We start from the raw sequence: 26,176 nt of genomic DNA, 5'->3' as shown, positions 1-26,176 counted from the left end.
GATGTTTTGAACAGCCTTATCAATCTTCTATGACGGCTATCCGGTTCAAGTTGCGGAGCTTTTCCGCATAATCCATTCCGTAGCCCACCAGAAAACCGTCGTCGAGGGCGAACCCGGCGTAATGGACAGGAACTTCCACTTCCCGCCGCCCCTTCTTGTCCACGAGGGCGCAGACGCGGATTTTTTTCGCGCCGGATTTTTCAAGGGAATCGAGGAAGAAGCGCAGGGTGCGCCCCGAATCGACAATCTCCTCGACGACTATCACGTTTTTGCCCTCGCAGGAGAGCTTTTGCCCGAGGCCGCAGGCGACCTCCCCGCAGGAGACGGTTTTGTCGCCGTAGGAGGAGAGGCGGATGAAATCCACCTCGCAGGGGATTTTCAGCTTGCGGCAAAGGTCGGAAAGAAAGATGAAAGCGCCGGTCAGCACCCCGAGCAGGAGCACCTCCTCGCCCGCAAAATCCCTCTCTATCTCGGAGGCGACCCGCGCGACCTCCCTGTCGATATCCCCGGCGTCAAAGAGAGTTTTCATCTCACAGCTTCCGGCCGGGGAAGAGGACCACCAGCGCCCGCGCCGTCTCCTCGCTTATGGCGCGGAAGGCGTGGGGAATGTCGGAATCGAAGTAGAGACAGTCTCCTGTCTCCAGCTTCCAGCGCCCCTCGTCGCTTATGAACTCCGCCCTGCCGCTGATTATGTAGACGCACTCCTCGCCGTCGTGGCTGTAGTAGCGAAGGCTCTTGTCGCTGGCTTTCGCGAAGGTGACGAGGAGGGGCTGCATGGATTTTTTCGCCTTGTGAATTTCCAGGGATTCGTAGCTGTACCCCATCTCGTCGCTGGGGTGGTGAGGCCTCGGCCCGACCAGCTTGCGCTCCGCCTGGCGGGTCACCGAGACGCGGACATCTTCTTCCTCCTCCTGAAAAAAGAAGGAGATGTTCACCCCCAGAGCCCTGGCGATTCTCATCAGGGTCGCCACGGGGGGCACGACGTGGCCGTTTTCTACCTGCGAAAGAAGGGGTTTGGAGAGCCCCGTCTTGTCGGAAAGCTGCTGCAGGGTGAAATCGAGTTCTCTCCTGAGCCTGCGGATCTTGTCGCCGATGGCGAGATCCTTTACGTCTTCTTCCAGCCCCTTCATTTTTCCCTCGACCTGAATGCACAGCCTTGCGGCATGAAATAATGCAACCGTTGTTTGATGAAAAGTTTTTTATCCCCGGCCCTTGGTGGTGTATACTGTTCACCCTCAATTAATACCATAATTCACCGTTCCGGGAGGTAAGATAAAGATGGATCTCGCCAAGGAAAAGGTATTCTTTGACGCATGGACCCAGGCCGAAGCCGCCGCGACAAAGATGCTGGCCTATCTTAACGAACTTAGAATACAGCGCGGCGTTTTGATGCACGTTTACGGGCGCTCGATAGCCAAAGTCTCCTCGGTGGACGTAATAAAGGTTCACCGCTACGCGAAACTGATTACCGGCGAAGACCTCACTGTGGAAGAGACCTTCCCGGTGCTGGAGGCCCTTTGCAGGCTCGATCTCAGCCCCTGCAGGATAGATCTCGGCAAGCTGACCTACAAATTCAAAAAGTCAGGGGCCTCCTCGGTGGACGCCTTTGTCGCGAAGGAGCTTGAAAGCGTCTGCACCGGGCTCCATCCCGTCCTCCGGAAGCCCCAGGACCTGGTCCTCTTCGGCTTCGGCAGGATAGGACGCCTCGTGGCCCGCATTCTGGTGGACAAGGTGGGCAAGGGCGACAAGATACGCCCCAGCGGCATAGTCGTAAGGCGCAGCACCCCGGACGACCTCGAAAAGCGCGCCGCGCTCCTTCGCTACGACTCCATTCACGGCAAGTTCCCCGGCACCATAGAGATGGACGCCGAAGAAAACGCGATTATAGCCAACGGCAACCTGATGCGCCTCATAGACTCGGCCAACCCCGAGGACATAGACTATACCAAGTACGGCATCGAGGACGCCATTCTCGTGGACAACACGGGGAAATTCACCGACCGCGCGGGCCTTTCGAGACACCTCAAGGCCAAAGGCATAAAGAAGGTTCTTCTCTCCGCCCCCGGCAAAGGCGACGTGCCCAACATCGTCTACGGGATCAACCACGAGACCCTCGACCCCGACGAGCAGATCGTCTCCGCGGCGAGTTGCACCACCAACGCCATCGCCCCGGTGCTGAAGGTCGTCAACGACAGGTACGGCATAGTCAACGGCCACATCGAATCGATCCACTCCTACACCAACGACCAGAACCTGATTGACAATTTCCACAAAAAGCCGCGCAGGGGCAGGGCCGCCGCGCTGAATATGGTCATCACCTCCACCGGAGCAGCCGGGGCCGTCTCCAAGGTCCTGCCCGAGCTCAAGGGGAAAATGACCGGCAACGCCATTCGCGTGCCCACCCCCAACGTCTCGATGGCCATCCTCAAGCTCTCCCTTGAAAAGCCGACCTCGAAAGAGGAGATAAATTCCTACCTGCGTTCGATCTCGCTCAACAGCCCGCTGCAGAACCAGATCGACTACATCTCCTCCCACGAACTTGCCAGCTCCGACATCATCGGCTCGCGCCACGCCGGAGTGGTGGACGGGGAAGCGACGCTGGTTAACGAAGCCGATCCGCGAAACATCGTCCTCTACGTCTGGTACGACAATGAGTTCGGCTATACCTGCCAGTTGATGAGAGTTGTGCAGCAGATGGCGGGGATTAATCTGCCGGAACTGCCCAACATGTAAGTCGGCTTCCTCTTTCGGCGAAGGTCAGCGTCGTTTCTCGGGCGCGGGTCTTGGCGTAGAAACGCTACTGCCTGCGACCGCGCGCCCTGCGGACTCCTTGCCCTTCGCCGAAATAGTTTGCCGATTGAAAACCAAAATGCGATAAACAAAAAAGGGAGCGCCCCGACGGACGTTCCCTTTTTCAGTCACTATTTTATAGTTTGTCAGCTTTCGTCTCATGTAGGTCGCCTTTCGCTCCGCTCAAAGCGACCTACATGGCTAAAGCCCATCCAGAGCTGCCTCTTGTCTTTTCAGTTGGCTTTGGATTTTTTCGCCAAGCGAGGCGCCGCCGAGCAAGGGCGCGAAGACAGTATCGTGAATACGGCAAGCGCCCTGCGCAAGGCGGCAACGACGCATGGCGGAAAAAGCCGAAGCCAAGGCAGGACTATAGGCAAAAAAAGGCCCCCTGGGGTTGGGGGCTTGGGGAAGAGGTCTCGCATCGCGAGCCCTGGCAATAAACTTGTCGTTTTGCTGTTTACGGGTCCGGTTCCTGCCGCCCGTACTTGTCTTGATAAACTGCAATAGCCGTGCCAACCCTTAAAACGCCGTTTTCAGGGATTTTTTATGCGTTTGAGTTGAAAAATTGGGTGAAAAGACCCAATGGAGAGATTTGCGGGCGGTTATTTGACCTAATGTGTCAAGTTATTCTCCGGACGGACGTGTGAAAATCACCATAACGGGTTCGCCGGGAGCGGCGGTTCCGGTACATTTTCCGCAGCCTTCTTCGCCCCCCGCTTCCTCTGCCGGGACAACCCTGACCTCGAAGCCGAGCTCTTCATACTCAGCCACGGCCTCCCGAAGCCTTTCCCCGGAAGCGCTGTGCCTTCTGGTCCAGCCTTCGTCTTCGCGGATTTTCATCTTTTGAGCGTTTTTCGGTGAAGGTCGTAAGCGAAGAGAGCCGCCCCGAGCGCGCCCGCTATCTGGGTGTCGAGGGAGGGTTTGAGGGCCGTCACGCCGATTATTTTCTCGATTCTTTTCACGACCCCGATGTTTTTGGATATTCCGCCGGTGATAATGAATTCCTTTTCCACGCCCAGCCTTTTGAGGAGGGCGGCAACCCTCTCGGCCATGGCGCGGCAGTAGGAGGCGATAACCATGTTCTTGGACCACCCCTCTTTCAATCTCGCCATCGCCTCGGTCCGGGCGAAGACGACGCAGACGTCGGAGACGGCGGGGGGCTCTTCGGGTATGTCGAAGGAGCGCTCCCCGATCTCGCCGATGGGGACTTCCAGCAGGTCGGCGATTACCTCCATGCCCCTGCCGGTCCCGGCGGCGCACTTGTCGTTCATCAGAAAGTCCGTCACCCTCCCGGTCTCGTCTATGCGTATCGCCTTGAGATCCTGCCCTCCCATGTCGAGGATGGTGCGTACAAAGGGGCCGCCTATGTAGTGAGCGCCGCGCCCGTGGCAGGCTATCTCGGTTATCGTCTTGTCGGCGAAGGGGACGTTGACCCTGCCGTAGCCGGTGCCGACAATGTAATTTACCGCCTCACGCGGCATTCCGGCCTCCTCAAGCGCTCCGTCAAGCGCGAGGCGTGCGGCCTCGGGGGAGCTGGAGCCGGTGCGTATCGTATTCCAGGCGAAGAGGCGGCCGTCGAGGCAGAGTACCGCCTCGGAGCTTACGCTTCCCACGTCTATCCCGGCGGTTATCGACTTCGCCGCGCGCCAGTCCAGGGTCGCGTCGTGCCAGCGCCCCTCGCTCCAGCGCCAGAATTCCTTTCCGTCGGCGGTCATGCTCCCTCCCCGAGATGCGCGCGGGCGATCAGGGCGGCCCCGAGCGCGCCCGCGTGGGCGGGAGCCTCCGGGACGAGCAGCTCCACCCCGGCGAGGGATTCTCCGAGGCAAACCCTGAAGGTGGGGTTAAGCGCCATGCCGCCGAAGAAAGAGGCCCTGTCCCTTCGCCCCAGCCTCTTGGCCATTGCCGCAACCCGGACGGCGATTGAGCTGTGGACGGCGCGCGAGATCTCTTCGAGGGGTATGTTTTTGTGGATCATCCCGACCACCTCGGATTCGGCGAAGACGGCGCACTGGGAATTCATCTCGACCCCTCCCTTCGCCCGAAGTCCCGCCTCGCCGAACTCCCGGAGGGTCATCGAGAGCGCCCTCGCCATGGCGTCGAGAAAGGCTCCGGAGCCCGAGGCGCACTTGTCGCTCGCCGCCGAATCCAGCACCTTTCCCCTGCCGTCGGTAAGGAGCACCGTCGTCTCCTCCGCGCCCACCTCGATTATCATCTCCACTCCGGGGTACAAAAAAATCCCTGCTGAGGCGGCGGCGGTAAGGCCGGTGACTTTTGAACCGGCGAAATCCACTCCCGCGCGGCCGACTCCGGTCGCCGTGACGTGCAAGACCTCTCCGGCGGTCAGCCCCGCCAGCGAAAGGACTTCGTCCCAGGCTTCCCTGGCCGCGTCCGGTGTCCGGCCCTCCCCCCTCGCCGAGGAACGGGCGAGGACGAGGTTATCCCCGAGGATTACCGCCTTCGTCTCCCTCGAACCCGCGTCAATTCCCGCCGTTATAGTCTTTTTGCTCTTCAAAACGTTTATTCCAGCCCCAATTCTTCCAGTTCTTCTTCCGAAAAGCCGAAATGATGTCCAACCTCGTGTATAATGGTATCTCGTATCGCTTTTTCGACGGATTCGCCGGTTTCGCGGCAGTGGAGCTCGATCGCCCTCTGAAAGAGAAGAATCTGGTCCGGCAGGGTTACCGGGACGTCCAGACTCCTTGCAAGAAGAGGGTCTCCCTGATACAAACCGAGCAGATCGAACTCGTCAACGAGATCGAGTTCCCGTATCATCTCCTCGTCCGGTACGGGAAGAACGATAAACACCACGTTTTCAAGATACCCGAGTATCTGCTCCGGGAGCGAGTCTATCGCCCTCCCGGCCAGCTTTGAAAAACCTTTCTCGTCCATATGTCGAGGATAGAATTAAATCATCCGGCGGTCAATGACAGCCGCCAGGGGAGAGTTTGAAATGCGCCGCCAGCCAAAGTGGACCGATACGCTACTCCTTTTGTCCCTCCTTCTGCTCCTCGCGGGGTGCGCCGCCCTCCAGCCGGTGACCCTCGCTCCGGGGAAGGTCGATCTGACCCCCGTCGGACAGGTTTCGGAGGGGCGCTGGTTCATCTGGGTGGATGAGGTCGCCGACCTGCGCGGAGCGCCTGCGCCCGAGTGGTTCGGCGAGCTTGACTTCCGCTTTCACGAGCAAAACGCCCCCGCCTATCTTAAACCCGCTCCCAAGGACTATTTAAAGGAGAATTTCTCGCGGATGCTCCTCGACGCCGGGCTTGAAGCCTCCAAGAAAGAGATGGCGAGCGTCTACGCGAAGGTCGAGCTTCTGAAATTTCAGGCGAAACGAAATTCCGTGGGGATAGCCGACGAGCTGGCGGTCGAAATCGATTACCGGGTGACCTTCACGAAGGCCAACGGCGAGGTAATCGGCACCATTAAAGCCCCCGGGACCCAGACGATGAAAACCCCCTCCGGCGGGCCTGAAAGCCTCGAAAAGATGACTAGGGAGGTGGTGAAATCCAGCCTCGAAGCGCTGGCAAAATCGGACGTTTTTCTTGCCGCCGTCAAAGCGGGTGCGAAGTAGTTTTGCTGACGATTTTTTAACGAGGACTGCGAAATGGAATATGACGCGATTATCGTAGGCGCGGGCCCCGGAGGGCTAACCGCCGGACTCTATCTGGCGCGGGCGGGTAAAAAGACCCTCTGCCTCGAACAGGGAAAGGTCGGCGGGCAGATCGCCACCACCTCCCACCTCGAAAATTACCCCGGCTTTCCCGGAGTAATCTCGGGCGGCGCACTCATGGAATCCTTCGAGAAGCAGGCGAGCGGTTTCGGCCTCGAAATAATGAACGGCAGGGTTGACGGCTTCAAGGTAGACGGCGCTTTCCGGGAGGTCTCGGTGAGCGGCTTTCCCTTCCGGGCGAAAGTTATCATCATAGCCACCGGGCTGGTCCAGAAGCTCGGAATCCCCGGCGAGGAGGAGTTTCTGGGGCGAGGGGTCTCCTACTGCGCCACCTGCGACGGCGCTCTCTACCGCGAGAGGGCGGTGGCGGTGACGGGAAGCTCCGAGTGGGCGCTGGAAGAGGCCCTCTTCCTCACAAAATTCGTCTCCAAGCTCTACCTGGTAACCCAGCTTCGGGAACTCACCCCCTCAAGCGAACTCAAAAAAGAACTCCTCTCAAAGCCCTGCCTCGAAGTGGTCCCCTCCTCAACTCCCCTCGAAATCTCGGGCGACCTGCGGGGAGTCAACGGGCTCAAGGTCTCCACCCCTGCGGGTGAAAAGTCCCTCGCCGTGGACGGCGTCTTCATCTTCTCCGGCAAGAAGCGCCCCGGAACGGAATTCCTGGGCGGTCAGGTAAAACTCGACGACGCGGGCTACGTGGTCACCAAGGAAAACTGCGAGACCTCGGTGGAAGGGGTTTACGCCATCGGCGACGTGAGAAGGCCCTACTTCCGGCAGGTCGCCACCGCCGTCGGCGACGGCGCGACGGCCGGGATGGACTGCCTTCGCCACCTCAAGGGGGAAGCCGGTTGAGGCTGGCGGTACTCTCGGACATCCACGGCAACCTTACGGCGCTTGAAGCGGTTCTTCTGGACATCACGAAGCGGGGCGTGGACGGAATCATCCACCTCGGCGACCTGGTCGGCTACTTCCCCCGCCCCAACGAGGTAGTGGCGAGGATACGGGCGGAGGGTATAGACGGAGTAATCGGCAACTACGATCTCGCCGTCTGCCACCCCGACCCGGAAGAGGCGGTGGCGAAATACCTAAAGCCCGGCATCTCCGAAAAGCGAAAGCAGGTCTATTACTGGACGAGGGAAAACACCTCCGACGCCACCAGGGAATATCTCTCGAAAAACCCGGCGGGAATTTACGTCGAGGAGGGAGACAGGACCTTCCTCTTCACCCACGGAAGCCCGGAGAAGGTGAACGAATACCTCCTCCCCGAGGTTACGGACGAGCGTCTTTCGGTCCTTTTCGACAAGTCGGGGGCGGACGTTCTCGTCGTCGGCCACACCCACCTGCCGATGGCGCGTGAGGTGGGGGGGAACCTTCTTCTCAACCCCGGAAGCGTGGGAAAACCCAAGGACAACGACCCGAGAAGCTCCTACATGATCATCGACACCGAAAACGGTTTCGAGGCTCTTCACATACGGGTAACATTTGATGTTGAATCTGTAGCAAGGGATTGTGTATTATCCGGCCTTCCGTTTTGACCGGCGGCGGATTCCCCAGTCGCATCTTTTCCGCCCCCGGCGTCGTCATGTCCTCGCTCAAGGGCTCGCCGTAGCGCTGCTACTGCCTCGCCCTCTCGCTGCGGGATTCCTTGCCGGGAACGGAAAAACCGCGCCTGATTGTGAGGCCGATTACAGGAGGCTCATCTCCCGAATCCGGCAAACTATTTCGGCGAAGGGCAAGGAGTCCGCAGGACGCGCGACGAAGACAGTATCGAGAATACGGCGAGGAGCGCGTCCGAGAAACGACGCAGCCATTCGTCGAAAGAGAAGCCGGGATAAATCATATTACGGGATGTGGCGCAGCCTGGTAGCGCGTCTGCTTCGGGAGCAGAAGGTCGCTGGTTCGAATCCAGTCATCCCGACCATCTATAAAAAACGCCTCGCACCGCCTTGACAGGCATGCGGGGCGATTTTTTTGCCCGACGAACTCCCCTTTTTCGTGTAATCTAAAAAACGAGCCGCAATAAAACAGGAAGGCCCAAAGGAGGTCACATGCTCGCACGCCACATAATGACTTCTCCGGTATTCACAGTACCGCCCGATATGCCCGTTCTCGAAGCCACCCGCCTGATGAAGGAAAAGAACATCTCCCGCCTTCCCGTGGTAGACAAGGGAAAGCTGGTCGGGATAGCCACCAAGGACAGGCTTCTTCGCGCCGCCCCCTCCAACGCCACCTCGCTCAGCCTCCACGAGCTGCACTACCTTTACGGCAAGCTCACCGTCGCCGAGATAATGCAAAGAAAGGTAGTCGTCGCAAAACCGGACGACACGATGGAGGCCTGTGTCCGCCTCGCGCAGGACAACCACGTCGGCTGCCTGCCGGTGGTGGAAGACGGCAGGGTCGTCGGAATCCTCACCACCAACGACCTCTTCTACGTCGTGATGAACCCCATCCTCGGCATCGGCGAAGGCGGCTCGCGCATAGCCGTCAGGCGCTGCGCCAACGCCGGAGAGATCGGCAAGGCGATACAGTGCGTGGTGGACATGGGGCTCGACCTCACGAACGCCGCCTACATGCCCAGCAGAAGGGGCGACGAAAAGGACCTCTTCCTCCATATATCCGAGGACAATCCCGACAAGCTGGTTGAGTGCATGAAGGCCAAGGGGTTGGACGCGGAAGGCAGAGCCCGCTAAATATCCGGCTTCCTATTTCGACGAAGGGCCGCGTCGTTTCTCGGGCGCGGGTCTTGGCGTAGTCACGCTACAGCCTGCGACCGCGCGCCCTGCGGACTCCTTGCCCTTCGGCGAAATAGTTTGCCGGGGGCTCGCTATCTCTTTTGAGCAGCCTAAGCGTCTTCGTTCTTCTCGATGGCGTGTTCGAGCGCCGCTGTGTGGATTTCACCGGCTACGTGCAGGGGGTTTTGCAGGTAGAGGTTGGCGCTGGTTTTGGCGAAACAGTTGAACTGGGTCGCCAGCCCGATGCGGGGGAGGGCCTCCTCCACGGTGAGGCCGATTACCGCCTTCGCCGCCTCCCAGGTGGCCCCGCAGGGAGCACCGCGAAGAACTCTGATACTTGCTATTCTCCCCTCGCCGTCTACCTCCACCTCGAACTCCGGCGCGCCGAACTGCTCGGCGTAAGAGCCGAGCCGCTCTATGCGCCCCAGTGAGCAGCAGGTGCAGGGGGAAACCGCGCCGGGAATCTTGCGACCGGTGGCGATAACCTCCTTGCCCAAGGCCTTCGCCCTATCGAGGAGAAACCCCGAAAGGTCGGGGTGGTAGAGGTGGTCGAGGACGAGGTCGGCATCCGCGATAAGTTCGTCGGCGTTTTTCGGAAAATAGCTCTCCGGGTCATCCACGATGGGTGCCGAGGGGCTTCCGGCATCGACGACGGTCAGCGCGATATCACGGCCAAACTCCCCGATACCCTTCACTTTTCCGGCCCCGAGGCCGCATCGCTGAAAAACCAGAATCTTTTGCATCGCTCCGACTCTTAACCGTTTAAAGACCAAGGCGTTTGTGACACAATCTTGTAAAATAAAAAAGGCAAAACAAAAATAACCCACTTATTGCCCGGGTGGTGGAATAGGCAGACACAAGGGACTTAAAATCCCTTGCCTGAAAGGGCGTACGAGTTCGACCCTCGTCCCGGGCACCAAGCAATAACAAGGGGTTACGGTTTTTGACCGTAACCCCTTTGGTTTGCCGGGTGTCCTTGTGGGTGTCCTTCGCAGGGAGCACCGCCCGAACTATGGCGTTGACGGTTTTTCTTTTCTCAAATTTTAAGAACATGGTATATTTAAGAGTAGTTTTAAGTCTTAGAGTTTATAGTATTCATAAAAGATGTTTAATATTACAAAGAGCCGGACATTAGCAGGTATTTGGCATATTAGCCTTTAGGGCGAGGGATTGTATTGGGCAAGAAGCATCTATCAGGGAGAAATAAAAGTCTCATACTGATACTGGCCGCCACTGGCTCCGTAGTCGTAATTATAGTACTGTTTGAACTGTATGCAAGGATGACCTCTCCCTATATAATCAGGGTAAACACGCCCGGCGTTTCGGGCGTTTATTCGCAGGGCGATTACAGCTATTATATTGACAGTGTGAGCGGAAGGCGCTTGATTCCAAACAGCAACGTAATTATCAAAAATCATTTCAGAAGCGGGCTTGATGTACCTATAAATATAAATTCCGATGGCTTCCGGGGCAGCAATATCGAAAAAGAAAAAAAGGGCAAGCGAATCATCGTCCTCGGTGATTCCATCACATTGGCCGACGACCAGCCGATAGATAATACCTTTGTTTACAAGGTGGAAAGCATTCTTAAAAACAAGCGGGACGTCCAGGTCATTAACGCGGGTGCAGACGGCATAGGCACTAAAGACGAAATTGACATACTGGAACAGCAAGGACTCAAGCTTAAACCCGATATGGTAGTAGTTGCTTTTTATTTAAATGATCTGAATTTACCCGATCGCTTCGCAGCCTGTCTGGCGAATCCCGGATTTATCAGGAGGAACAGCGTGCTGGCCGAGACGATTTACAGGGCTTACAAGAAGCGCCAGTACGAAAACAATCTGCAGGACTATAGCGTGGTTGAATGGACAAGGTTCGATCCCCCGCCGGACATTCAGACAAACAGAGAGGCATTTCTTCGCTATGCCGCTTCGGCTGAAAAAGACTGGGGGGTTGCATGGCAGCCCGGAAAATGGCGAGTTATAGAGGAACAATTCGACAGGCTGAACCGTCTTTCTCGCGAATATGACTTTCAGGTTGTCGTGGTATCCTTCCCCGTGATCTTTCAAACTTTGACGGATTACACGGAGGATTACCCGCAGCGCAATCTGGAAACCCTTTCCGTAAAGAACAGGTTTTTCTTCCATGACTTGCTGCCGGCGTTCAGGGAAAACATTAACAGCATGCCGATTTTCACGGACTGGTGTCATCTGACCACCTCCGGGCATGATCTGGTAGCGAAAAATATCTCGCCATTCCTGGAGTTTGTCATTTCCTCAAAAGATGCCCCTCCTCCCGAAGCGTTCACCGGAAGCCGGTAAGGCGAAAAGCCATGAAGCGTTTATGGCCGCTGGCCGGGTCCGCCGCTCTCCGAACCTCCAATACCTGCCGTATGTGTAGATGACTGCGATCCTCGGAATTTCGGCTCTGTATCATGACTCTGCAGCCGCGCTTGTCGTTGACGGGCGGATAATCGCCGCAGCCCAGGAGGAACGTTTTACCCGGATAAAGCACGATGCTTCCCTGCCGGTCAATGCGATAAGATATTGCCTGCAGGAAGGATGCGTGACGGCGGCCGACCTGGATTTTGTGGGCTTTTACGAAAAGCCTCTGATGAAACTGGACAGGCTGCTAAGCACTTATCACTCCGTTGCGCCAGCCGGGTTCCCGTCATTTTTAAAAGGAGTCCCCTCCTGGCTCAGAAAAAACTTTTCCCTCGAAAGGGAGCTGCGATCAGCTGTCGGCGAAGGCTACAAGAAACGTTTCGTCTTCGCTGAGCACCACGAATCGCACGCAGCCAGCGCCTTTTTCCCATCTCCTTTTGAAGAGGCCGCCATACTGACCGTCGACGGGGTTGGAGAATGGGCGACGGCGGCGCTGGGACTCGGCAAAGGCAACAGCATATCTCTTACCAGCACGATGCATTTTCCTCATTCCCTGGGCCTTCTGTACTCGGCGTTCACCTATCACTGCGGCTTTACCGTAAATTCCGGAGAATATAAGTTGATGGGGCTGGCGCCCTACGGAGAGCCCCGTTATGCCGGCCTGATCCTGGAAAAGCTGATCGACCTGAAGGAAGACGGCTCATTTCGCATGGATATGTCTTTTTTCGATTACTGCCAGGGCCTGAAGATGACCTCGGAAAGGTTCGACAAGCTCTTCGGCGGCCCGCCGCGCAGAAAAGGCATGCCTGTAACCCGGCGCGAGATGGATATGGCAGCTTCCGTACAGGTTGTAGCCGAGGAGATACTTTTGCGGATGGTTCGTCATCTGCATTCGCTTACGAACGCGCAAAATCTTTGCATGGCGGGAGGAGTGGCGCTCAACTGCGTTGCAAACGGCCGCATCATACGGGAGGGGCCTTTCAAAGAGGTGTGGATCCAGCCCGCCTCTGACGACGCCGGAGGAGCACTGGGAGTTGCGCTTCTGATCTGGCACCAGATGATCGGCAACCGGAGACGCCCCGAGCCGGGAGACTCCCAAATGGGGTCGTTGCTTGGACCCCGTTTTGACAACGAGGCGGTAGAAAGCCTTCTTGAGTCAAATAACGCTAAATACAGGCTGTACGACTCCGAGACCGAACTTTTGGACGAAGCGGTGCGCCTGCTTGAAGGGGGAAAGGTTCTCGGCTGGTTCCAGGGCAGAATGGAGTACGGTCCCAGAGCGCTGGGGAACCGCTCCATACTGGGGGACCCTCGCTCCGATAAAATGCAGGGGTTTATGAACCGGAAAATCAAATTCCGGGAATCGTTCCGGCCCTTCGCGGCCTCGGTACTCAAAAGCGCGGCGGGCGATTATTTTGAAATGAAACCGGACGAACCGGCGGGGCCGTACATGCTGATGGTGACGGACGTGGACTCCTCGAAGCGATTAACGCTCACTCGCGAACAACAGGGTCTCTGCGGCTTTGATAAACTCCCGGCCGCGAGGTCTCTCATACCGGCGGTTACTCATGTGAACTGCTCCACCAGAGTGCAAACCGTTGACAATGGCAGACACGGGCGTTTTTACAGGCTTCTTGAACGGTTTTCGGAGCGGACGGGGTGCAGCGCCCTTGTAAATACAAGTTTTAATGTGAGAGGCCAGCCCATAGTATGCACCCCCGAAGATGCTTATCGCTGTTTTTTGTCCACTCAAATGGATGCGATGATAATCGAAGATTATCTGCTGATGCGCGAGGAACAACCTCCCCTTGCCGGAGCAAACGGCGGGGAAAAGAGCAACCGCTCCCGGCGCTGGCTTGAAAGCAGCCTGTTCGCGATGAGCCAAAATCCCTCCGGAAGTGAACTCAGGCTGTTTTCGGCGGTCTGGATGCCGCTGTTTCTTGTTGCGGCAGGCGCGTTGCTTTGCCGCCTACCCGGTGTCTTTCCCGCTACGATAGCCCTGTGGACATCAGCGCTGCTGTCATTGACGATTGGTCTTTATCGCCCGGACAAGATGAGGTTGGCGTACATGGCGCTAAACCTTGTAACCGCACCAATCGGGCTGGCGGTTTCAACGCTTGCCATGTCAATGGTTTACTTTTTTGTCATAACCCCCGTCAGCCTGGCTATCAAACTGTTTGGTCGTGATCCGCTGTCGAGGAAAATCAACTCGCGTCAAAGCAGCTACTGGGCTCCACGGCAACAGTCCGACGACCCCGGCCGCTGGTTTCGCAAGTTCTGATTTGGAGACAGGCCTATGTCCGGCATTCATAACGATGAAGATGAGATGGCCAGATTGTCCGAAAAAAAAGCGCCGGGTTTTTTTAGGGAACTCCTCTCTCTGCTGGCGCACAATAAAAAATGGTGGCTCATCCCCGCCCTTATCATGATGCTGATCCTGAGCTTCTTGATCCTGCTCGCCGGTTCCGGCGCCGCTCCGTTCATATACACACTGTTTTGACCGAGTATTTATTGTACTAAGTGACCCCCTTGCACCCCCTACTCCGCCTTCTTCTCGTACTTCGTCCCGTACCCCGGATTCGTCTCGGGTCTTATGGCGTTGGGGTAGTTCCAGTCGGTCTTGACGTCCACGGAGATTCCCTTGATCTTCTTGAAGACCTCGTAAGGCTGCTGGATTCCGATGAAGCTGTCGTAGATGCGGCCGCCCTTCGAGGTGGTGTTGCCGGAAAAAGCCCTGATAGTCCCGACGCAGAGGCTGTTTTCAACCGGTCCCACGTTCACTTCCATGTCCGCGATTTTGTCGTAATCCACGGTCTTGAAGTCCGTTCCCCAAAAGCCGCTTCGCAGCATCAGTCTTTTTGTGGTGACCGCGTAAAAAGTATTCCCGTGGACGAGGAAGAGCCGCACCATGTTGGCTATGCCGAGCCAGCAGGGGGCGGAATGGAGGAGCAAAAAGGGCACCGCGAAGAACAAGGGCGCGTTGGAATCGCCGGAAAACATTTTGGTCGCGAAAAAGAAGTCGAACGCCCCCCAGAGAAGGCCGATTATCAGGAACGGCACCCCCGTGAGCATGAAGACGGTGAAGTTTGGCTTCCCGACCCACAGAAGCTGCTCGTCGTCGTCCTTTACCGCTCCGAACTGGGCGGGAAGATTCAAATCTGTCCTCATCGCTCTCACTCCTCCAGCTTTCTCATCATCTCGGCGAAGAAATTCTTCGCCATCTGCGCGTTTTCCTCTTCGCTGCGCTCGGGCTGCGCTCCGCCGCGCTCGGTTAGCTCCACCGGGACGTCGTGGAGGTAGCGCGAGGGCTCGGCGCGCTTTTTAGAACCCCTGCGGTTTCTGGAAAGAGCCCGCGAGAGATAGAGCTTTTCCTTCGCCCTCGTCATGCCGACGTAGCAGAGCCTTCTCTCCTCGTCGATGCTCTCCGGGCTCCCCCTGTCGGGGTTCATCGGCAAGAGCCCCTCCTCCATGCCGCAGAGGAAGACGACGGGGAACTCCAGTCCCTTGGCGGAGTGGAGGGTCATAAGGGTTATACCCTCCGTCTCCTCGTCGTCTCTGTTGTTCGGGGGGTCGAGGGTCACCGATTCGAGAAAAGCGCCGATCTGGAGCTTTCCCTTCCCCCTCCCGCACGCCGCCACCGCCTCGACCATCTCCATGAGGAGGGCGGTGCGAAGCTCTATCGCCCTCGGCGATTCATAGGAGGCGGCTATCTCCTCCCTGAACCTGGCTTCGGAGATAAACTGGGTGAGGCCGTCGGGGGTCAGCCCCTCACTCTGGAACCTCGCCCTCCACCTTCCGACGAGGTCGAGCAGGGAGAGAGCGCCGTTTCTCGCCGGTCCGTTGGCTATCGACTTCGCCTCTTCGGAGAGAATGTAGAAGAAGGGCTTCCCGGCGCTCTTGGCCTTTTCCCCGAGGGACAGAAGGGTCTGGTGGCCGAGGCCGCGCCGGGGGACGTTGGCTATTCTGAGCAGGCTGGCGTCGTCGGAGAGATTGTTCATCACCTTTAAATAGCTGATGAGGTCGCGCACCTCCTTGCGGTCGAAAAAGCGCGTACCGCCCACGACCGTGTGGGGGAGGTTCTGCGCCCGTAGCGCCATCTCGAAGGGCCGTGACTGACCGTTGGTCCGGTAGAGCACCGCGTAGTGGCTCCACGGCCTCCCCCGGCGGAAGCGGTCGGCCAGTATCGCCGAGACCACCCTTTCGGCCTCGTCGCTTTCGTCTTCGGCCTCTATGAAGCCGAGCAGTTCTCCCTTTTTGCCCTCCGCCCGCAATTTCTTGGGGTGGCGCGAGACCAGCTTTTCGACCACCGCGTTGGCGCTGTCGAGTATCGTGGGCGTCGAACGGTAGTTGCGGTCGAGGACGATGGTTCTGGCGCCGGGGAAGTGCTCGGGGAATTTCAGAATTAGCTCCACCCTCGCACCGCGCCAGCCGTAGATCGCCTGATCGTCGTCGCCGACGACGCAGATGTTGCCGCTGTCCGAGGAAAGCTGGCGCAAAAGCTCGAACTGGACGAGGTTGGTGTCCTGATACTCGTCCACCAGTATGTGGGAGAATTTCCCCTTCCACGAGTTCGCGGCGTCAACATAGCGCCGGAGGATGCGGAGAGGGAGGAGCAGAAGGTCGTCGAAATCGGCGGCGGCCTGGGCCCGGAGGAGCTTTTCGTAGATGGAGTAGGCTTCGGCGAGGGGGCGAAGCTCTCGGGATTCGGTCTCAAGCGCCTCTTCCGGGGTCTTCGCGTCGTTTTTCCAGAGCGAGATTGTCTCGCCGAGAAGGGAGGGGTCCACCGGGAGGGAGAGATCTCGCACCAGCTGGGTTATCATCGACCGCCTCTCCCCCTCGGAGAGAAGGGAAAAACCGTGGGCGAGGCCGATGCGTTTCCCTTCGGCCTTGAGGATTTTAAGCCCTAGAGAATGGAAGGTGGAGATCGTCACGCCCTCGGCGGTCTTCTCTCCGACCAGCGCCTTAACGCGCCCCTCCATCTCCCTCGCGGCCTTGTTGGTGAAGGAGAGGGCGAGGATTCGCGAGGGGTCGGTGCCGCGCCCGATGAGGCGGGCTATGCGGCAGGTGATGACGCGCGTCTTTCCGCTGCCCGCCCCGGCGAGAACCAGCAGCGGCCCCTCGCCGTGGTTCACGGCTTCCTGCTGTTCGGGATTCAGTCCTTCGCGCCTTGCCATCTTCGGGGTATCCGCAAATTAAAAAGGGCTCCGGAGGTTACCGGAGCCCGATGCTGGCATTGGTGGGCGATGCAGGGTTTGAACCTGCGACCCCTGGCATGTGAGGCCAGTGCTCTACCGCTGAGCTAATCGCCCGTGAGCCCCTGCTTATACTAGAACGAAGCGTCCCCGGTCAACCGGATTAAGCCAAAAGATCCATCAGTTCGTCCAGATTTCCTATCGGGTGAAGCTCCGCCCCCTTCGCCGCCGGACTCTTTGAAAGCTCCTTCGACTGCCTCGCGGGGAGAATCATCTTTTTAAAGCCAAGCTTCAACGCCTCGCGCACCCTGTCCTCGGCGCGGGAAACGCCTCGAACCTCCCCGGCGAGCCCCACCTCGCCGAAAAAGACGGCGTCCTGGGGAAGGGGGCGGTTGGTGTAACTGGAGAGTATGGCGGCGACGAGGCCGAGGTCGCCGGCGGGCTCGGAGACCTCAAGGCCGCCCGCAACGCTTACGAAGATATCCTGTCCGCAGAGGGAGAGCCCCAGCCTCCTGTCGAGGAGCGCGGAGAGTATCTGCACCCGGCTGCGCTCGACCCCGGAGACGGTTCTCTGGGCGGTGCCGAAGGTCTGGGGGGCGACCAGAGCCTGTATTTCCACCAGCAGCACCCTCGTGCCTTCAAGGCAGGGGACGACAGCCGAGCCGGAAGCGCCCTCGGGCCTTTCGGCTATGAAGAGCGAAGAGGGATTCAGGACTCCGCGAAGGCCGCCCTCGCCCATCTCGAAAACGCCCACCTCGTTGGTCGAGCCGAAGCGGTTCTTCACGGCGCGAAGGATGCGGAAGGGGTGTCCCTTGTCGCCCTCGAAGTAAAGGACTGTGTCCACCATGTGCTCCAGTACTCTCGGCCCCGCCAGCGAGCCGTCCTTGGTGACGTGGCCCACCAGAAAGAGGGGAAGCCCCCTTCCCTTCGCCCAGCCGACGAGCCGCGCGCTTACCTCCCGCACCTGGCTCACCGTTCCGGGAGCGCCCGATATCCCGGCGCTGACGATTGTCTGCACGCTGTCGATTACGACGGCGGAGGGGCGGTCCTTTTCGAGTATCGCCAGTATCGCGTCGACGTCTATCTCGGAGAGGACAAGAACCTCGGCCACGGCCCCGCCGAGGCGGTCGGCCCTCATCCGTATCTGCCGCGCCGACTCCTCCCCGGAGACGTAGAGGACCTTCATTCCGCGCTTTCCGAGTTCGAGGAGCATCTGGAGAAGGAGGGTCGATTTTCCTATGCCGGGGTCGCCGCCCACCAGCACCGCGCTGCCCTCGACTATCCCGCCGCCCAGAACCCTGTCCAGCTCCTCGATGGAGGAGGAGAAGCGAAGCTCGCTGCCTCCCTCTATCTCCGTCATCGGAACGGGCGAGCCGTACTCGCCCCTCGCCACCCAGCGCTCGGCGGCCTCGGCCACAGGCGCGAGGCGCACCTCCTCGACGGTGGACCAGCCGCCGCAGTCGGGGCACCGGCCCATCCACTTGGGCTGGCGCGCGCCGCAGGCGGTGCACTCAAAGTAAGTTTTTAATTTTGTCTTGGACAAGAAAGGACGACCCCCTGGAGACTGTTGAAAGCATCGGGAAGTACGGATTTTGGAGCAGGAGCCGGCAGGTGCGTTAGGCGAGTACGCGACACAGCAACAGTTCTCCCGGCAAACTATTTCGGCGACCCGCCTTCGCTAAAGCTGCGGCGCGGCAAGGCGCATTTACCGGCGCGGTTTTCCGTTCCCGGCGAGGAATGTCCGTAGCGAGAGGGCGAGGCAGTAGCAGCGCTACGGCGAGCCCTTAAGCGAGGACATGACGACGCCGGGGGCGGAAAGGATGCGCCGGAAACACATCAGGGCATTTCGTCGCGGAAAGCGAGTCCTAGCTGCCTGTCCCCACAAGCCAGAACCATCCTCCCCTCGCCGAAACAGCATCCGCTGTCGCCGACGACGGCGTATTTGCCGCGGTAATTGAAGGGCCCCTCGACCCGAAGGATCGAAAGGCCTACCCTGCGAAGCCCCTCCTTGAACCCGTCGAAGTCCACGAGAAGGGGAGCCGAGAACCAGATCTGGTCCCCGAAATCCGCCTCTTCGAGTTTGAAGGCTTCCTCGACGAAATCCAGAACGTTCTCGCAGACTTCGTCTCCGTCGTCTACGCTCGCCCACATGTCGCCTACGACCTCCAGCTTGGAGTCGAGGGCGCCGCCGGTGTCGTCGGAGGAGGGAACCGAGGCGAAGAGATTGGGGTCGCTGAAAACCGCGTCGAGGATCAGGGAAAGCGCCGCATGCACGGCTGAGTAATCGCCGAGACGCATCGTTCCGGAGAGTATTCCGGCCGCGAGAACCCCGGCAAGGTAGGAGAATTGATCGGCGTCGAGCACGCCTTCGTCGCGCGCGCTGGCCAGAGCGCTCCCGAGAGAGGCGAAATCGTGAGGGTTTTGTTGCATCATAATCTTATTCATCGGCGGCGCCTTCACGAAACATGAGTTTTAATTGGAAAAACGCCTCATTCTGATACCTAGCAGTATCCCCGCGATTATGTAGGCGGTCAATACCGACGATCCCCCGTAGGAGAAGAGAGGGAGAGGAACGCCGACGACGGGCAAAATCCCCAGCACCATCCCTACGTTTACGAAGACGTGAAAAAAGAGGATCGCCGTGAGGCCGACCGCGAGGAGCCTCCCGAAAGTGTCTCTCGCCTTGGCCGCAATGTCCAGCCCCCAAAGTATGAGGAGGAAAAAAAGCGCCAGCACCACGATGGAGCCGATAAACCCCCACTCCTCCGCGAGGACGGCGAAGATGAAGTCGGTATGGCGTTCCGGCAAAAAGCGCAGGTGCGACTGGGTTCCCTCTAGATAGCCCTTGCCCAGTATCTGGCCGGAGCCTATGGCTATCTTCGACTGGATGGTGTGGTACCCCGCACCGGCGGGGTCTCTTTCCGGGTCCAGAAAGGTAAGTATCCTTTGACGCTGGTAGTCGCGCAGCAGGTACCAGAAGAGAGGGGCGGCGGCGAGGGCTCCCCCGATTATGGTTAGAAAGGTCCTTTTTTTGACCCCTTGGAAGAGGGTTACCGCCGAGGCCACCGCCGCCACCAGTATCGCGGTGCCGAGGTCCGGCTGGAGGGCGGTCAGGAGCACCGGGGCGAGGGTGAGGAGCGCAGGGGCGAGGAGATCCTTCGCCCCGTAGGGCGGCCTAACCGGCGAATCGGAAAAATATCTCGCCGCGACTATCGCCATCCCGACCTTCATGAACTCCGAGGGCTGAAATCTGATGGGCCCCAGAGCCAGCCACCTTTGCGCTCCCATCGATATCTTGCCGAGAAAAAGGACGAGGAGCAAAAGGACGATGAGCGTGCCGTAGATTATATAGGCGTTCTGATAGAGCTTCCTGTGGTCCACCGAAGCGGCCGCGATCATCGCCGCGATTCCGACCAGAAGCCAGCGGACCTGTTTCGAGGCGTAACCCGCCATCTCCCCCTCCGCCCCCCGGCTGGCCGACCAGAGGACGACGAGGCCGAGCAGGGAAAGGAGGACGAGAAGTCCTACGAACCCGAAATCAATCCTGCGGCTTGACGGCTTGTTCGTCAATTTTAGCTTCCCCTTCGTCTTCGGGCTTGTCCGGATCATCTTCCTCGGGTTTTGGCTTGCCCAGATCCCTGAAGGCTTCGAGAACCCTGGCGGCCTTGGGGGCGGCGACGCTGCCTCCGTGGCCCCCGTGGTCCATTACTACGGCAATAGCTATCTTCGGGTCGTCGTAGGGGGCGAAGCAGACGAAGAGCGCGTGGTCCCTGTATATCCATTCCTCGCTTGCGCCTCCCCCGACGCCGTTTTTCATCCCTACGACCTGCGCTGTCCCGGTCTTGCCCGCGACCTGGAAACCCTCGACGCGCGCCGCCCGCCCCGTCCCGGACCCTTCGACGACCCTTCTCATCCCGTCGCGCACCGCGTAGAGCCAGGTGTCGTTGATGTCCAGCTTTCCCGCGGTCTCGGGCTCGAAACTCTTGACGACCTTGCCGTCTCCATCCTCGATCCGCAGCACGAACCGGGGCTTTGGCCTCACCTTGGAGGGGTTGGCTATCGTCGCGGTCATTATAGCGAGTTGAAGGGGCGTTACCTGCAAATAACCCTGTCCTATGGCGAGGGAGAGGGTTTCGCCCGCATACCACGGCTTCCCCTTGACCTTCTTTTTCCAGGCGCTGGAGGGCACGAGCCCTTCTCTTTCGCCCGCGAGGCCTATGCCGCTCTCCTCGCCGAGGCCGAATAGCCTGGAGTAGTCGTGAATTGCATCGACGCCGAGAAGGAGGCCGAGCTGGTAAAAATAAACGTCGCAGGACTGCTCGATTGCCGTTGCCAGATTGACGGTCCCGTGGCCCTCGTGTTTCCAGCAGCCGAAATCCCTTCCGCCGAAATTGAGTTTGCCGCCGCAGTAAAAGGTGGACTGGGTGGTTATAGCCCCTTCGGCGAGCCCCGCCGCCGCCATTATCACCTTGAAGGTGGAGCCCGGCGCGTAGAGCCCCTGCACCGCCCTGTTCTGCAGCGGGTGAAAGGGATTTTCGGCGAGGGCCTTCCACTCCTCGGTGGAGATTCCGGCCGCCATTTCGTTGGGGTTGTAGGTCGGCCGCGAGGCCATGGCGAGTATGTCGCCGGTGCGCACGTCCACCGCGACGAGAGAGCCCACCTCGTCCCCCAGAGCCTTTTCGGCGGCCTCCTGCAAGGTCTTGTCTATCGTGAGGACCAGGTTGGCCCCCGGTTTCGCGGGCTTTTTAGCCAGCTCCCGAAGCCTTCTGCCACGCACGTCCACCTCTACCTGAAGGCCTCCGGGGATTCCACGAATCTCCTTTTCCCAGGATTTTTCTATACCCGCCCTGCCGACGAAATCCGCCGGATCGTAGTCTGTGAAATCCGGCGTCCCCAGCTCGCCGGGGCCGATGGCCCCCATGTACCCCATCGTCGCAGCGAAAAAATCGCCCAGAGGATAATTGCGGATGGGCGTGGGCGCGACGGCGATTCCCCGCAGCTCTATCCTTCTGGCTTCGAGCTTCGCCATCTCCTCGCGGGAGATGTGCCTCTTTAAAAGGCGCGGCCGAAAACGGGCGGGGCCTTTGCCCTCCACCTTCTCCTTTATCTCCTCGGGCTTCATGCCGAGTATGGAGCCGACCGTCAGATAGGTCTCGAAGCGGTTATCCTCGGGAACCTCCTGAGGGATCACCGTGGCGTCGAAGGAGGCGACGGTGTTAGCCAGAACCTCGCCGTTGCGGTCGAGGATGTAGCCCCTCGGAGGGGTGAGGAAAATTGCGCGGATGCGGTTGTTTTCGCTCAGATTGCGGTAATAGATGCCTCTCATTATCTGAAGCTGCACGAGCCGGAGCGCCAGAATGAGAAAGGCCACTCCCAGCACCGCCATCAGGGCGACGAAACGCGGCTTTAAATGCGAACGGGTAATCGGCGTCGAGGGAATCACAGGAGAGGCTCTTCGGTCTTGAAGCCGGTCATCTTCTCAAGGGCGGCGAAGGCCAGAGGCACGGCGAAAATCTCCACCAGTATCTGTCTTGCGCCGATCGAGATCAGAAACAGCGAATCCATCTGGTTCAGGAAGATGACGTTTTTAAGCAGAAGCACGGCTACGGTGTCGGCCAGCACGGCGAAGGGACCGATTATGAAGATTATGCCCCGCAGCTCGAACACTCCCCGCCAGGGACGGGCGAAGGCATAGATTACGAGGCGGCACACAGCCGTGAAACCGGGAGGACCGCCGGAAACTATATCCACCGCAAGGCCCGCGACGAAGGAGAGGTAGACGCCGCCGCCGGGAACCCCGGTCAGCGCAAGCCACAGCACCAGAGAACGGGTAAAATCCGGTCGCCATGCTTCCGGGATAAAGGGCGGGATAAGGGCGGTCTGGACAAGGAGCGCCGCCAGAAGCGCGGCCAGCCAGGCAACGCGCGCCCTCACTCAGGTACGCCTCCGTAAGTCCCGGTGATTATGAAAACCTCTTCGAGGCGGGCGAAATCCACGGCGGGCTCCAGCACCGCCTTCACGAACATCTCTCCCGGCTCGTCGCGGGCTTCCCCCACGTGTCCGAGCACCACGCCCTTGGGAAAGATGCCGTCAAGCCCGGAGGTGACTATCTTGTCGCCCTCCTCTATGTCGGTGCCGCGGGTTATGTAAAGGAGCCTCGGATTGGGGGTCATGTCCCCCTCGACCAGAACCTGCCCGCGGTTGCGCTGCAAAAGGCCGTCCACGGCGGAGCTGGCGTCGGTGAGAAGAAGCACCCTGCTGGCGGATTCGCCCACGTCATAGACTCTGCCCACCACGCCGTAGCTGGTGACCACCGGAGAGCCGCTCTTTACGCCGTCCAGCGAGCCCCGGTCGAGAACTATGGTGCGGTACCAGGCCGAAGCGCTACGGCCTATGACCCTGGCCGGGATCATCTTGTCGAGAAAGGAGGCTTCCTTGAAACCGAGGAGGGATTTGAGCCTTTCGTTCTCGAAGCGGTATTCTTCGGTCTTGAGGAGCTCGAAGCGCAGGGAATCGACCTCGGCACGAAGCTTCTGGACCTCTTCGCCGGCGTCGGCAAAGAAGATGAAGCGGTTCACGAAGCCGCCGAAGAGTCTTCCTGCGCCGCTGGCCACCCCCTGAAGCGGAAGCCCCACGAAGCCGGCGGACCTGTTCTCCGGCCCGGCCCCCTCGCGGCCGGAGGTGAGCAGCCCCACGGACAGGAGCAGCAAAAGCCCGCCCGCGATGAGACTCAGACGTTTAGTGAATAAGCCCTGCATCGATATCCATTTGAGAGGCCGTTGGGAAAACTGTTGCGAGCGCCGTTTTAAGCGTCGCCGTGCTCGCTCGAAGGCCCACCTTGGCGCTCTGACGGATGGCCCGGCGAGGCGGATTACATGCAGACGTCGCGCAGAAGATCCAGTTCGTCGAGGGCCATTCCGGCGCCCAGAGCGACGCAGGAGAGAGGATCGTCGGCGACCATTACCGGCAGCCCCGTCTCCTCGCGAAGGAGAACGTCGAGATTCCGAAGAAGCGCGCCGCCGCCGCCGAGGACCATCCCCTTGTCCACTATGTCGGCCGCCAGCTCCGGGGGGGTCCGCTCAAGCGCGGTGCGCACCGCCTGGACTATGGCGTTGACGGGCTCCCGGAGAGCCTCTCTGACCTCGTCGGCGTGAACGGTGATGTTCTTCGGGATGCCGGTGATGAGATCCCTGCCCTTTACTTCCATGGAGGGGTTAGCGTCGTCGGCGTCCGGGTAGGCGCTTCCTATTTTTATTTTCACTTCCTCGGCGGTTCTCTCGCCGATGAGGAGGTTGAACTTTCTTTTTATGTACATCGTGATCGCTTCGTCGAGCTTGTCTCCGGCGACGCGCACCGACTGGCTGTACACTATGCCGGAAAGGCTAATGACGGCCACCTCGGTGGTGCCCCCGCCGATGTCCACGATCATGTTGCCGCTCGGCTCGGTGATGGGGAGCCCCACCCCTATCGCCGCGGCCATCGGCTCCTCGATGAGGTAGACCTCCCTGGCTCCGGCGGATTCGGCGGATTCGCGCACGGCGCGCTTTTCAACCTGGGTGATGCCGGAAGGAACGCCTACGATTACGCGGGGGCGCACCAGCCTGCGGCGGTTGTGGACTTTTTGTATGAAATAGCTGAGCATGGCGGCGCAGATGTCGAAATCGGCGATGACGCCCTCCTTCATCGGGCGCACCGCGACGATGGAGCCGGGGGTCCTGCCCAGCATCCTCTGGGCCTCCTTGCCCACGGCCTTTATGCGGCCGCCGCCCGAGGCGTCTTTCTTTACAGCGACAACGGAGGGCTCCGAGGCGACTATCCCTTTGCCTTTGACGTAGACGAGGGTGTTTGCCGTGCCGAGATCGATGGCGAGATCGTTTGAAAACATTCCGAGAATGGAGTCCAGCATCAACTAATAATACCTCTTTGGTGCGCTATACGGCCGGGAGGAATTCCGTCGAGGAGATCCCGGACAATTTTTCTGAATAGGCCATCTTAACAAACACACTCCCGCCATCCAAGGTGTATTGCTCGTTTTTTTGTGTAAACCGGCTTTTTTGTCTTGCGTCAAAGGGTTTAAAGCCGGTTTTCGCCCGGAGGATTTCAGAGCGCCGCAGGAACAATGCGGGCGGCGCGAAGCCGGGCGAAGATAAAAATACCCTTAAAACCGGAATCGAAGGGCAAAAAAGTCAATAACCCGGGCGCGGCGGCCCGAAGGCGTACTGCAAACGGCGCGCTTTCTGCCCATCAACCTTCTGGAAAAGAGGAGCGAGCGCAAGACCTGAGCTTACAGGCAAGCCCTTCCCGAATCACCTCTAAACTTGCGCAAAACCGCTAACCGTGGTACTCATTTGAGGTTAATTAAAGCCCGCCGGGGATTTGGGAAAGCCCCTTCGGAACCGCTAAAACCGTAGAAGTCAGAACCTGGTAGGGTATGCAGACTGGTGCGAAAAAAATAATCACTCTTGCGACGGTGGCCTTCATCACCGTGGGCGCTTACCTTTGCGCGAACCTTTTTACGCGCTACGTCGCCGGAAAACTTGAAGTGGGAGGACGCGAGGAGGTCCGCGCCGGAGCGGAAGGGGTGCGTCCGCAAGTAGCCTCGCGCCTTGCGGATTACGACGTGATCGCGGAAAGAAACCTCTTCAACGACAACCCGCGCCCCCCCGCAGAACTGGCCGCCGCGGCGCAGCCCGCCACCCCCGCAGCCCCCGCCGAACCCCCAAAGCCGGAGCCCCTGAAGCTGAACGCGGCTTTAGTCGCCACCGCGGTGCGCTCACAGGGAGCCTCTTTCGCGGTGTTTCAGGAAGGCAACGTCTCCAGCATCGTTTTCGCCGGAGACCCGGTATCCCCCGGAATAACCCTCAAGGAGATCGGTAAGGACTACGTCCTCGTAATGCGAAACGGCTCGGAGGAGAAAATCGAGCTCTTCGCCGCGAGGCCCGTCTCGGCTGAAAGCGCGCAGAGGGGCCCCATGCGCCCCCCGACGAGAACAAGGCCCGCCACCCCGCCCGTTCCCGGCAGGGAAAGCGCCGTTCTGACCCCCCAGTCCGACACGATCCGCCAGGTCTCGGAAAACGCCTGGGCGATCGACAGGAGCGAGTTCGACAACGCAATAGCCAACATGACCGCCCTCATGCAACAGATTCGCGTCGTGCCCAACGTCACCGGCACCGGGGACAGCGTGCAGACGGACGGCTTCAAGGTTTTTTCGATCGTACCCGCTTCGCTCTTCTCTCGGATAGGGCTTCAGAACAACGACATCATCAAAGAGGTAAACGGAACCCCCCTGAACAGCATAGAACAGGCCTACGAAGCCTTTTCAAGGCTGCAGGGCGAATCTTCGATACAGCTCAACCTGCTGCGGAAGGGACAACCCCTGACCCTCGCCTACGATGTACGGTGAAAGGG

At 59.3% G+C, this 26,176-nt stretch carries 25 protein-coding genes and 3 tRNA genes; 11 read left to right on the top strand and 17 right to left on the bottom strand.

Annotation, left to right across the window (positions count from 1 at the left end; genetic code table 11):
- Window positions 1–19: 19 nt before the first annotated feature.
- Both hpt and EPN96_01725 read right to left on the bottom strand, forming a co-directional pair.
- Window positions 20–529 carry a hypoxanthine phosphoribosyltransferase gene (hpt, locus tag EPN96_01730; protein ID TAL18510.1) on the bottom strand — a complete coding sequence of 170 codons (510 nt, stop codon included), beginning with the start codon at window positions 527–529 and terminating at the stop codon, window positions 20–22.
- Window position 530: 1 nt separating this feature from the next.
- Complete coding sequence (locus EPN96_01725) at window positions 531–1,130, bottom strand: XRE family transcriptional regulator (protein TAL18509.1); 600 nt, start codon at window positions 1,128–1,130, stop codon at window positions 531–533.
- A 148-nt stretch (window positions 1,131–1,278) separates the two neighbouring features.
- Here EPN96_01725 and EPN96_01720 point away from each other — a divergent pair, with 148 nt between their 5' ends.
- Window positions 1,279–2,733 (top strand): glyceraldehyde-3-phosphate dehydrogenase, encoded by a 1,455-nt coding sequence (locus tag EPN96_01720; protein TAL18508.1) that lies wholly within the window; start codon window positions 1,279–1,281, stop codon window positions 2,731–2,733.
- Between the two features lie 681 nt (window positions 2,734–3,414).
- Here the strand turns inward: EPN96_01720 and EPN96_01715 are convergent.
- Genes EPN96_01715 through EPN96_01700 form a run of 4 tightly spaced genes read right to left on the bottom strand, consistent with a single transcriptional unit; the run spans window position 3,415 to window position 5,679 of the window.
- Complete coding sequence (locus tag EPN96_01715; GenBank protein ID TAL18507.1) at window positions 3,415–3,630, bottom strand: hypothetical protein; 216 nt, start codon at window positions 3,628–3,630, stop codon at window positions 3,415–3,417.
- The gene (bzdQ, locus tag EPN96_01710) at window positions 3,627–4,505 is read right to left on the bottom strand and encodes a benzoyl-CoA reductase, bzd-type, subunit Q (GenBank protein ID TAL18506.1); all 879 of its coding nucleotides are present in this window, start codon (window positions 4,503–4,505) and stop codon (window positions 3,627–3,629) included. The genes EPN96_01715 and bzdQ overlap by 4 nt, the downstream gene beginning before the upstream one ends.
- Window positions 4,502–5,422, bottom strand: a complete 921-nt coding sequence (locus tag EPN96_01705) for a CoA activase (protein TAL18505.1) — start codon at window positions 5,420–5,422, stop codon at window positions 4,502–4,504. Before EPN96_01705 ends, bzdQ begins: the two co-directional genes overlap by 4 nt.
- Window positions 5,308–5,679, bottom strand: coding sequence for a metallopeptidase family protein (locus EPN96_01700; protein TAL18504.1), 372 nt, complete (start codon window positions 5,677–5,679; stop codon window positions 5,308–5,310). The genes EPN96_01705 and EPN96_01700 overlap by 115 nt, the downstream gene beginning before the upstream one ends.
- A 61-nt stretch (window positions 5,680–5,740) precedes the next feature.
- Here EPN96_01700 and EPN96_01695 point away from each other — a divergent pair, with 61 nt between their 5' ends.
- The 5 genes from EPN96_01695 (at window position 5,741) to EPN96_01675 (ending at window position 9,150) form a co-directional block, all read left to right on the top strand.
- On the top strand, window positions 5,741–6,361 hold the full coding sequence (locus EPN96_01695) for a hypothetical protein (GenBank protein ID TAL18503.1): 621 nt from the start codon (window positions 5,741–5,743) through the stop codon (window positions 6,359–6,361).
- A 33-nt stretch (window positions 6,362–6,394) separates the two neighbouring features.
- A complete protein-coding gene (locus EPN96_01690; GenBank protein ID TAL18502.1) occupies window positions 6,395–7,312 on the top strand; it encodes an FAD-binding protein in 918 nt (305 codons plus the stop codon).
- Window positions 7,174–7,995 (top strand): YfcE family phosphodiesterase, encoded by an 822-nt coding sequence (locus EPN96_01685; protein ID TAL18501.1) that lies wholly within the window; start codon window positions 7,174–7,176, stop codon window positions 7,993–7,995. The genes EPN96_01690 and EPN96_01685 overlap by 139 nt, the downstream gene beginning before the upstream one ends.
- Window positions 7,996–8,304: 309 nt before the next feature.
- A tRNA-Pro gene (locus EPN96_01680) sits at window positions 8,305–8,381 on the top strand.
- Between the two features lie 127 nt (window positions 8,382–8,508).
- Window positions 8,509–9,150 (top strand): CBS domain-containing protein, encoded by a 642-nt coding sequence (locus EPN96_01675; protein ID TAL18500.1) that lies wholly within the window; start codon window positions 8,509–8,511, stop codon window positions 9,148–9,150.
- Between the two features lie 152 nt (window positions 9,151–9,302).
- Here EPN96_01675 and EPN96_01670 read toward each other — a convergent pair whose 3' ends face one another.
- Window positions 9,303–9,935, bottom strand: a complete 633-nt coding sequence (locus EPN96_01670; GenBank protein ID TAL18499.1) for a hypothetical protein — start codon at window positions 9,933–9,935, stop codon at window positions 9,303–9,305.
- A gap of 89 nt (window positions 9,936–10,024) precedes the next feature.
- Between EPN96_01670 and EPN96_01665 the strand changes: the two genes are divergently transcribed.
- The 4 genes from EPN96_01665 to EPN96_01650 all read left to right on the top strand — a co-directional run bounded on the left by EPN96_01665 (window position 10,025) and on the right by EPN96_01650 (window position 14,076).
- A tRNA-Leu gene (locus tag EPN96_01665) sits at window positions 10,025–10,111 on the top strand.
- Between the two features lie 256 nt (window positions 10,112–10,367).
- Entirely contained in the window at window positions 10,368–11,513 is a 1,146-nt protein-coding gene (locus EPN96_01660; GenBank protein ID TAL18498.1) for an SGNH/GDSL hydrolase family protein, read from the top strand.
- A 79-nt stretch (window positions 11,514–11,592) separates the two neighbouring features.
- Entirely contained in the window at window positions 11,593–13,857 is a 2,265-nt protein-coding gene (locus EPN96_01655; protein TAL18497.1) for a hypothetical protein, read from the top strand.
- A 15-nt stretch (window positions 13,858–13,872) separates the two neighbouring features.
- Complete coding sequence (locus EPN96_01650) at window positions 13,873–14,076, top strand: hypothetical protein (protein ID TAL18496.1); 204 nt, start codon at window positions 13,873–13,875, stop codon at window positions 14,074–14,076.
- A 38-nt stretch (window positions 14,077–14,114) separates the two neighbouring features.
- Here the strand turns inward: EPN96_01650 and EPN96_01645 are convergent, their stop codons facing one another.
- From EPN96_01645 to EPN96_01600, 10 genes are all read right to left on the bottom strand, one after another.
- On the bottom strand, window positions 14,115–14,744 hold the full coding sequence (locus tag EPN96_01645) for a PH domain-containing protein (GenBank protein ID TAL18495.1): 630 nt from the start codon (window positions 14,742–14,744) through the stop codon (window positions 14,115–14,117).
- 5 nt (window positions 14,745–14,749) lie between these two features.
- Window positions 14,750–16,750, bottom strand: a complete 2,001-nt coding sequence (locus tag EPN96_01640; protein TAL18494.1) for a hypothetical protein — start codon at window positions 16,748–16,750, stop codon at window positions 14,750–14,752.
- Between the two features lie 60 nt (window positions 16,751–16,810).
- Window positions 16,811–16,885: transfer RNA gene (locus EPN96_01635), tRNA-Val, on the bottom strand.
- Window positions 16,886–16,931: 46 nt separating this feature from the next.
- On the bottom strand, window positions 16,932–18,311 hold the full coding sequence (radA, locus tag EPN96_01630; GenBank protein TAL18493.1) for a DNA repair protein RadA: 1,380 nt from the start codon (window positions 18,309–18,311) through the stop codon (window positions 16,932–16,934).
- Between the two features lie 293 nt (window positions 18,312–18,604).
- Window positions 18,605–19,213, bottom strand: a complete 609-nt coding sequence (locus EPN96_01625; GenBank protein ID TAL18492.1) for a hypothetical protein — start codon at window positions 19,211–19,213, stop codon at window positions 18,605–18,607.
- A 27-nt stretch (window positions 19,214–19,240) separates the two neighbouring features.
- A complete protein-coding gene (gene rodA / locus EPN96_01620) occupies window positions 19,241–20,377 on the bottom strand; it encodes a rod shape-determining protein RodA (protein TAL18491.1) in 1,137 nt (378 codons plus the stop codon).
- Window positions 20,307–22,211, bottom strand: coding sequence for a penicillin-binding protein 2 (mrdA, locus tag EPN96_01615; GenBank protein TAL18490.1), 1,905 nt, complete (start codon window positions 22,209–22,211; stop codon window positions 20,307–20,309). The genes rodA and mrdA overlap by 71 nt, the downstream gene beginning before the upstream one ends.
- Window positions 22,208–22,702, bottom strand: a complete 495-nt coding sequence (locus EPN96_01610; GenBank protein TAL18489.1) for a hypothetical protein — start codon at window positions 22,700–22,702, stop codon at window positions 22,208–22,210. The genes mrdA and EPN96_01610 overlap by 4 nt, the downstream gene beginning before the upstream one ends.
- The gene (mreC, locus tag EPN96_01605; protein ID TAL18488.1) at window positions 22,699–23,526 is read right to left on the bottom strand and encodes a rod shape-determining protein MreC; all 828 of its coding nucleotides are present in this window, start codon (window positions 23,524–23,526) and stop codon (window positions 22,699–22,701) included. Before mreC ends, EPN96_01610 begins: the two co-directional genes overlap by 4 nt.
- Window positions 23,527–23,639: 113 nt before the next feature.
- Window positions 23,640–24,674, bottom strand: a complete 1,035-nt coding sequence (locus tag EPN96_01600) for a rod shape-determining protein (GenBank protein TAL18487.1) — start codon at window positions 24,672–24,674, stop codon at window positions 23,640–23,642.
- A gap of 525 nt (window positions 24,675–25,199) precedes the next feature.
- On the opposite strand from EPN96_01600, the gene EPN96_01595 reads away from it, so the two are divergent.
- Window positions 25,200–26,171: a PDZ domain-containing protein gene (locus EPN96_01595; protein TAL18486.1), complete on the top strand. Its 972-nt coding sequence runs from the start codon at window positions 25,200–25,202 to the stop codon at window positions 26,169–26,171.
- The last annotated feature ends 5 nt before the right edge of the window (window positions 26,172–26,176 follow it).

Source organism: bacterium, from assembly GCA_004322275.1.
Lineage (GTDB): Bacteria > Desulfobacterota > Deferrisomatia > Deferrisomatales > BM512 > SCTA01.
This window is presented reverse-complemented; position numbering and strand designations above follow the sequence as displayed.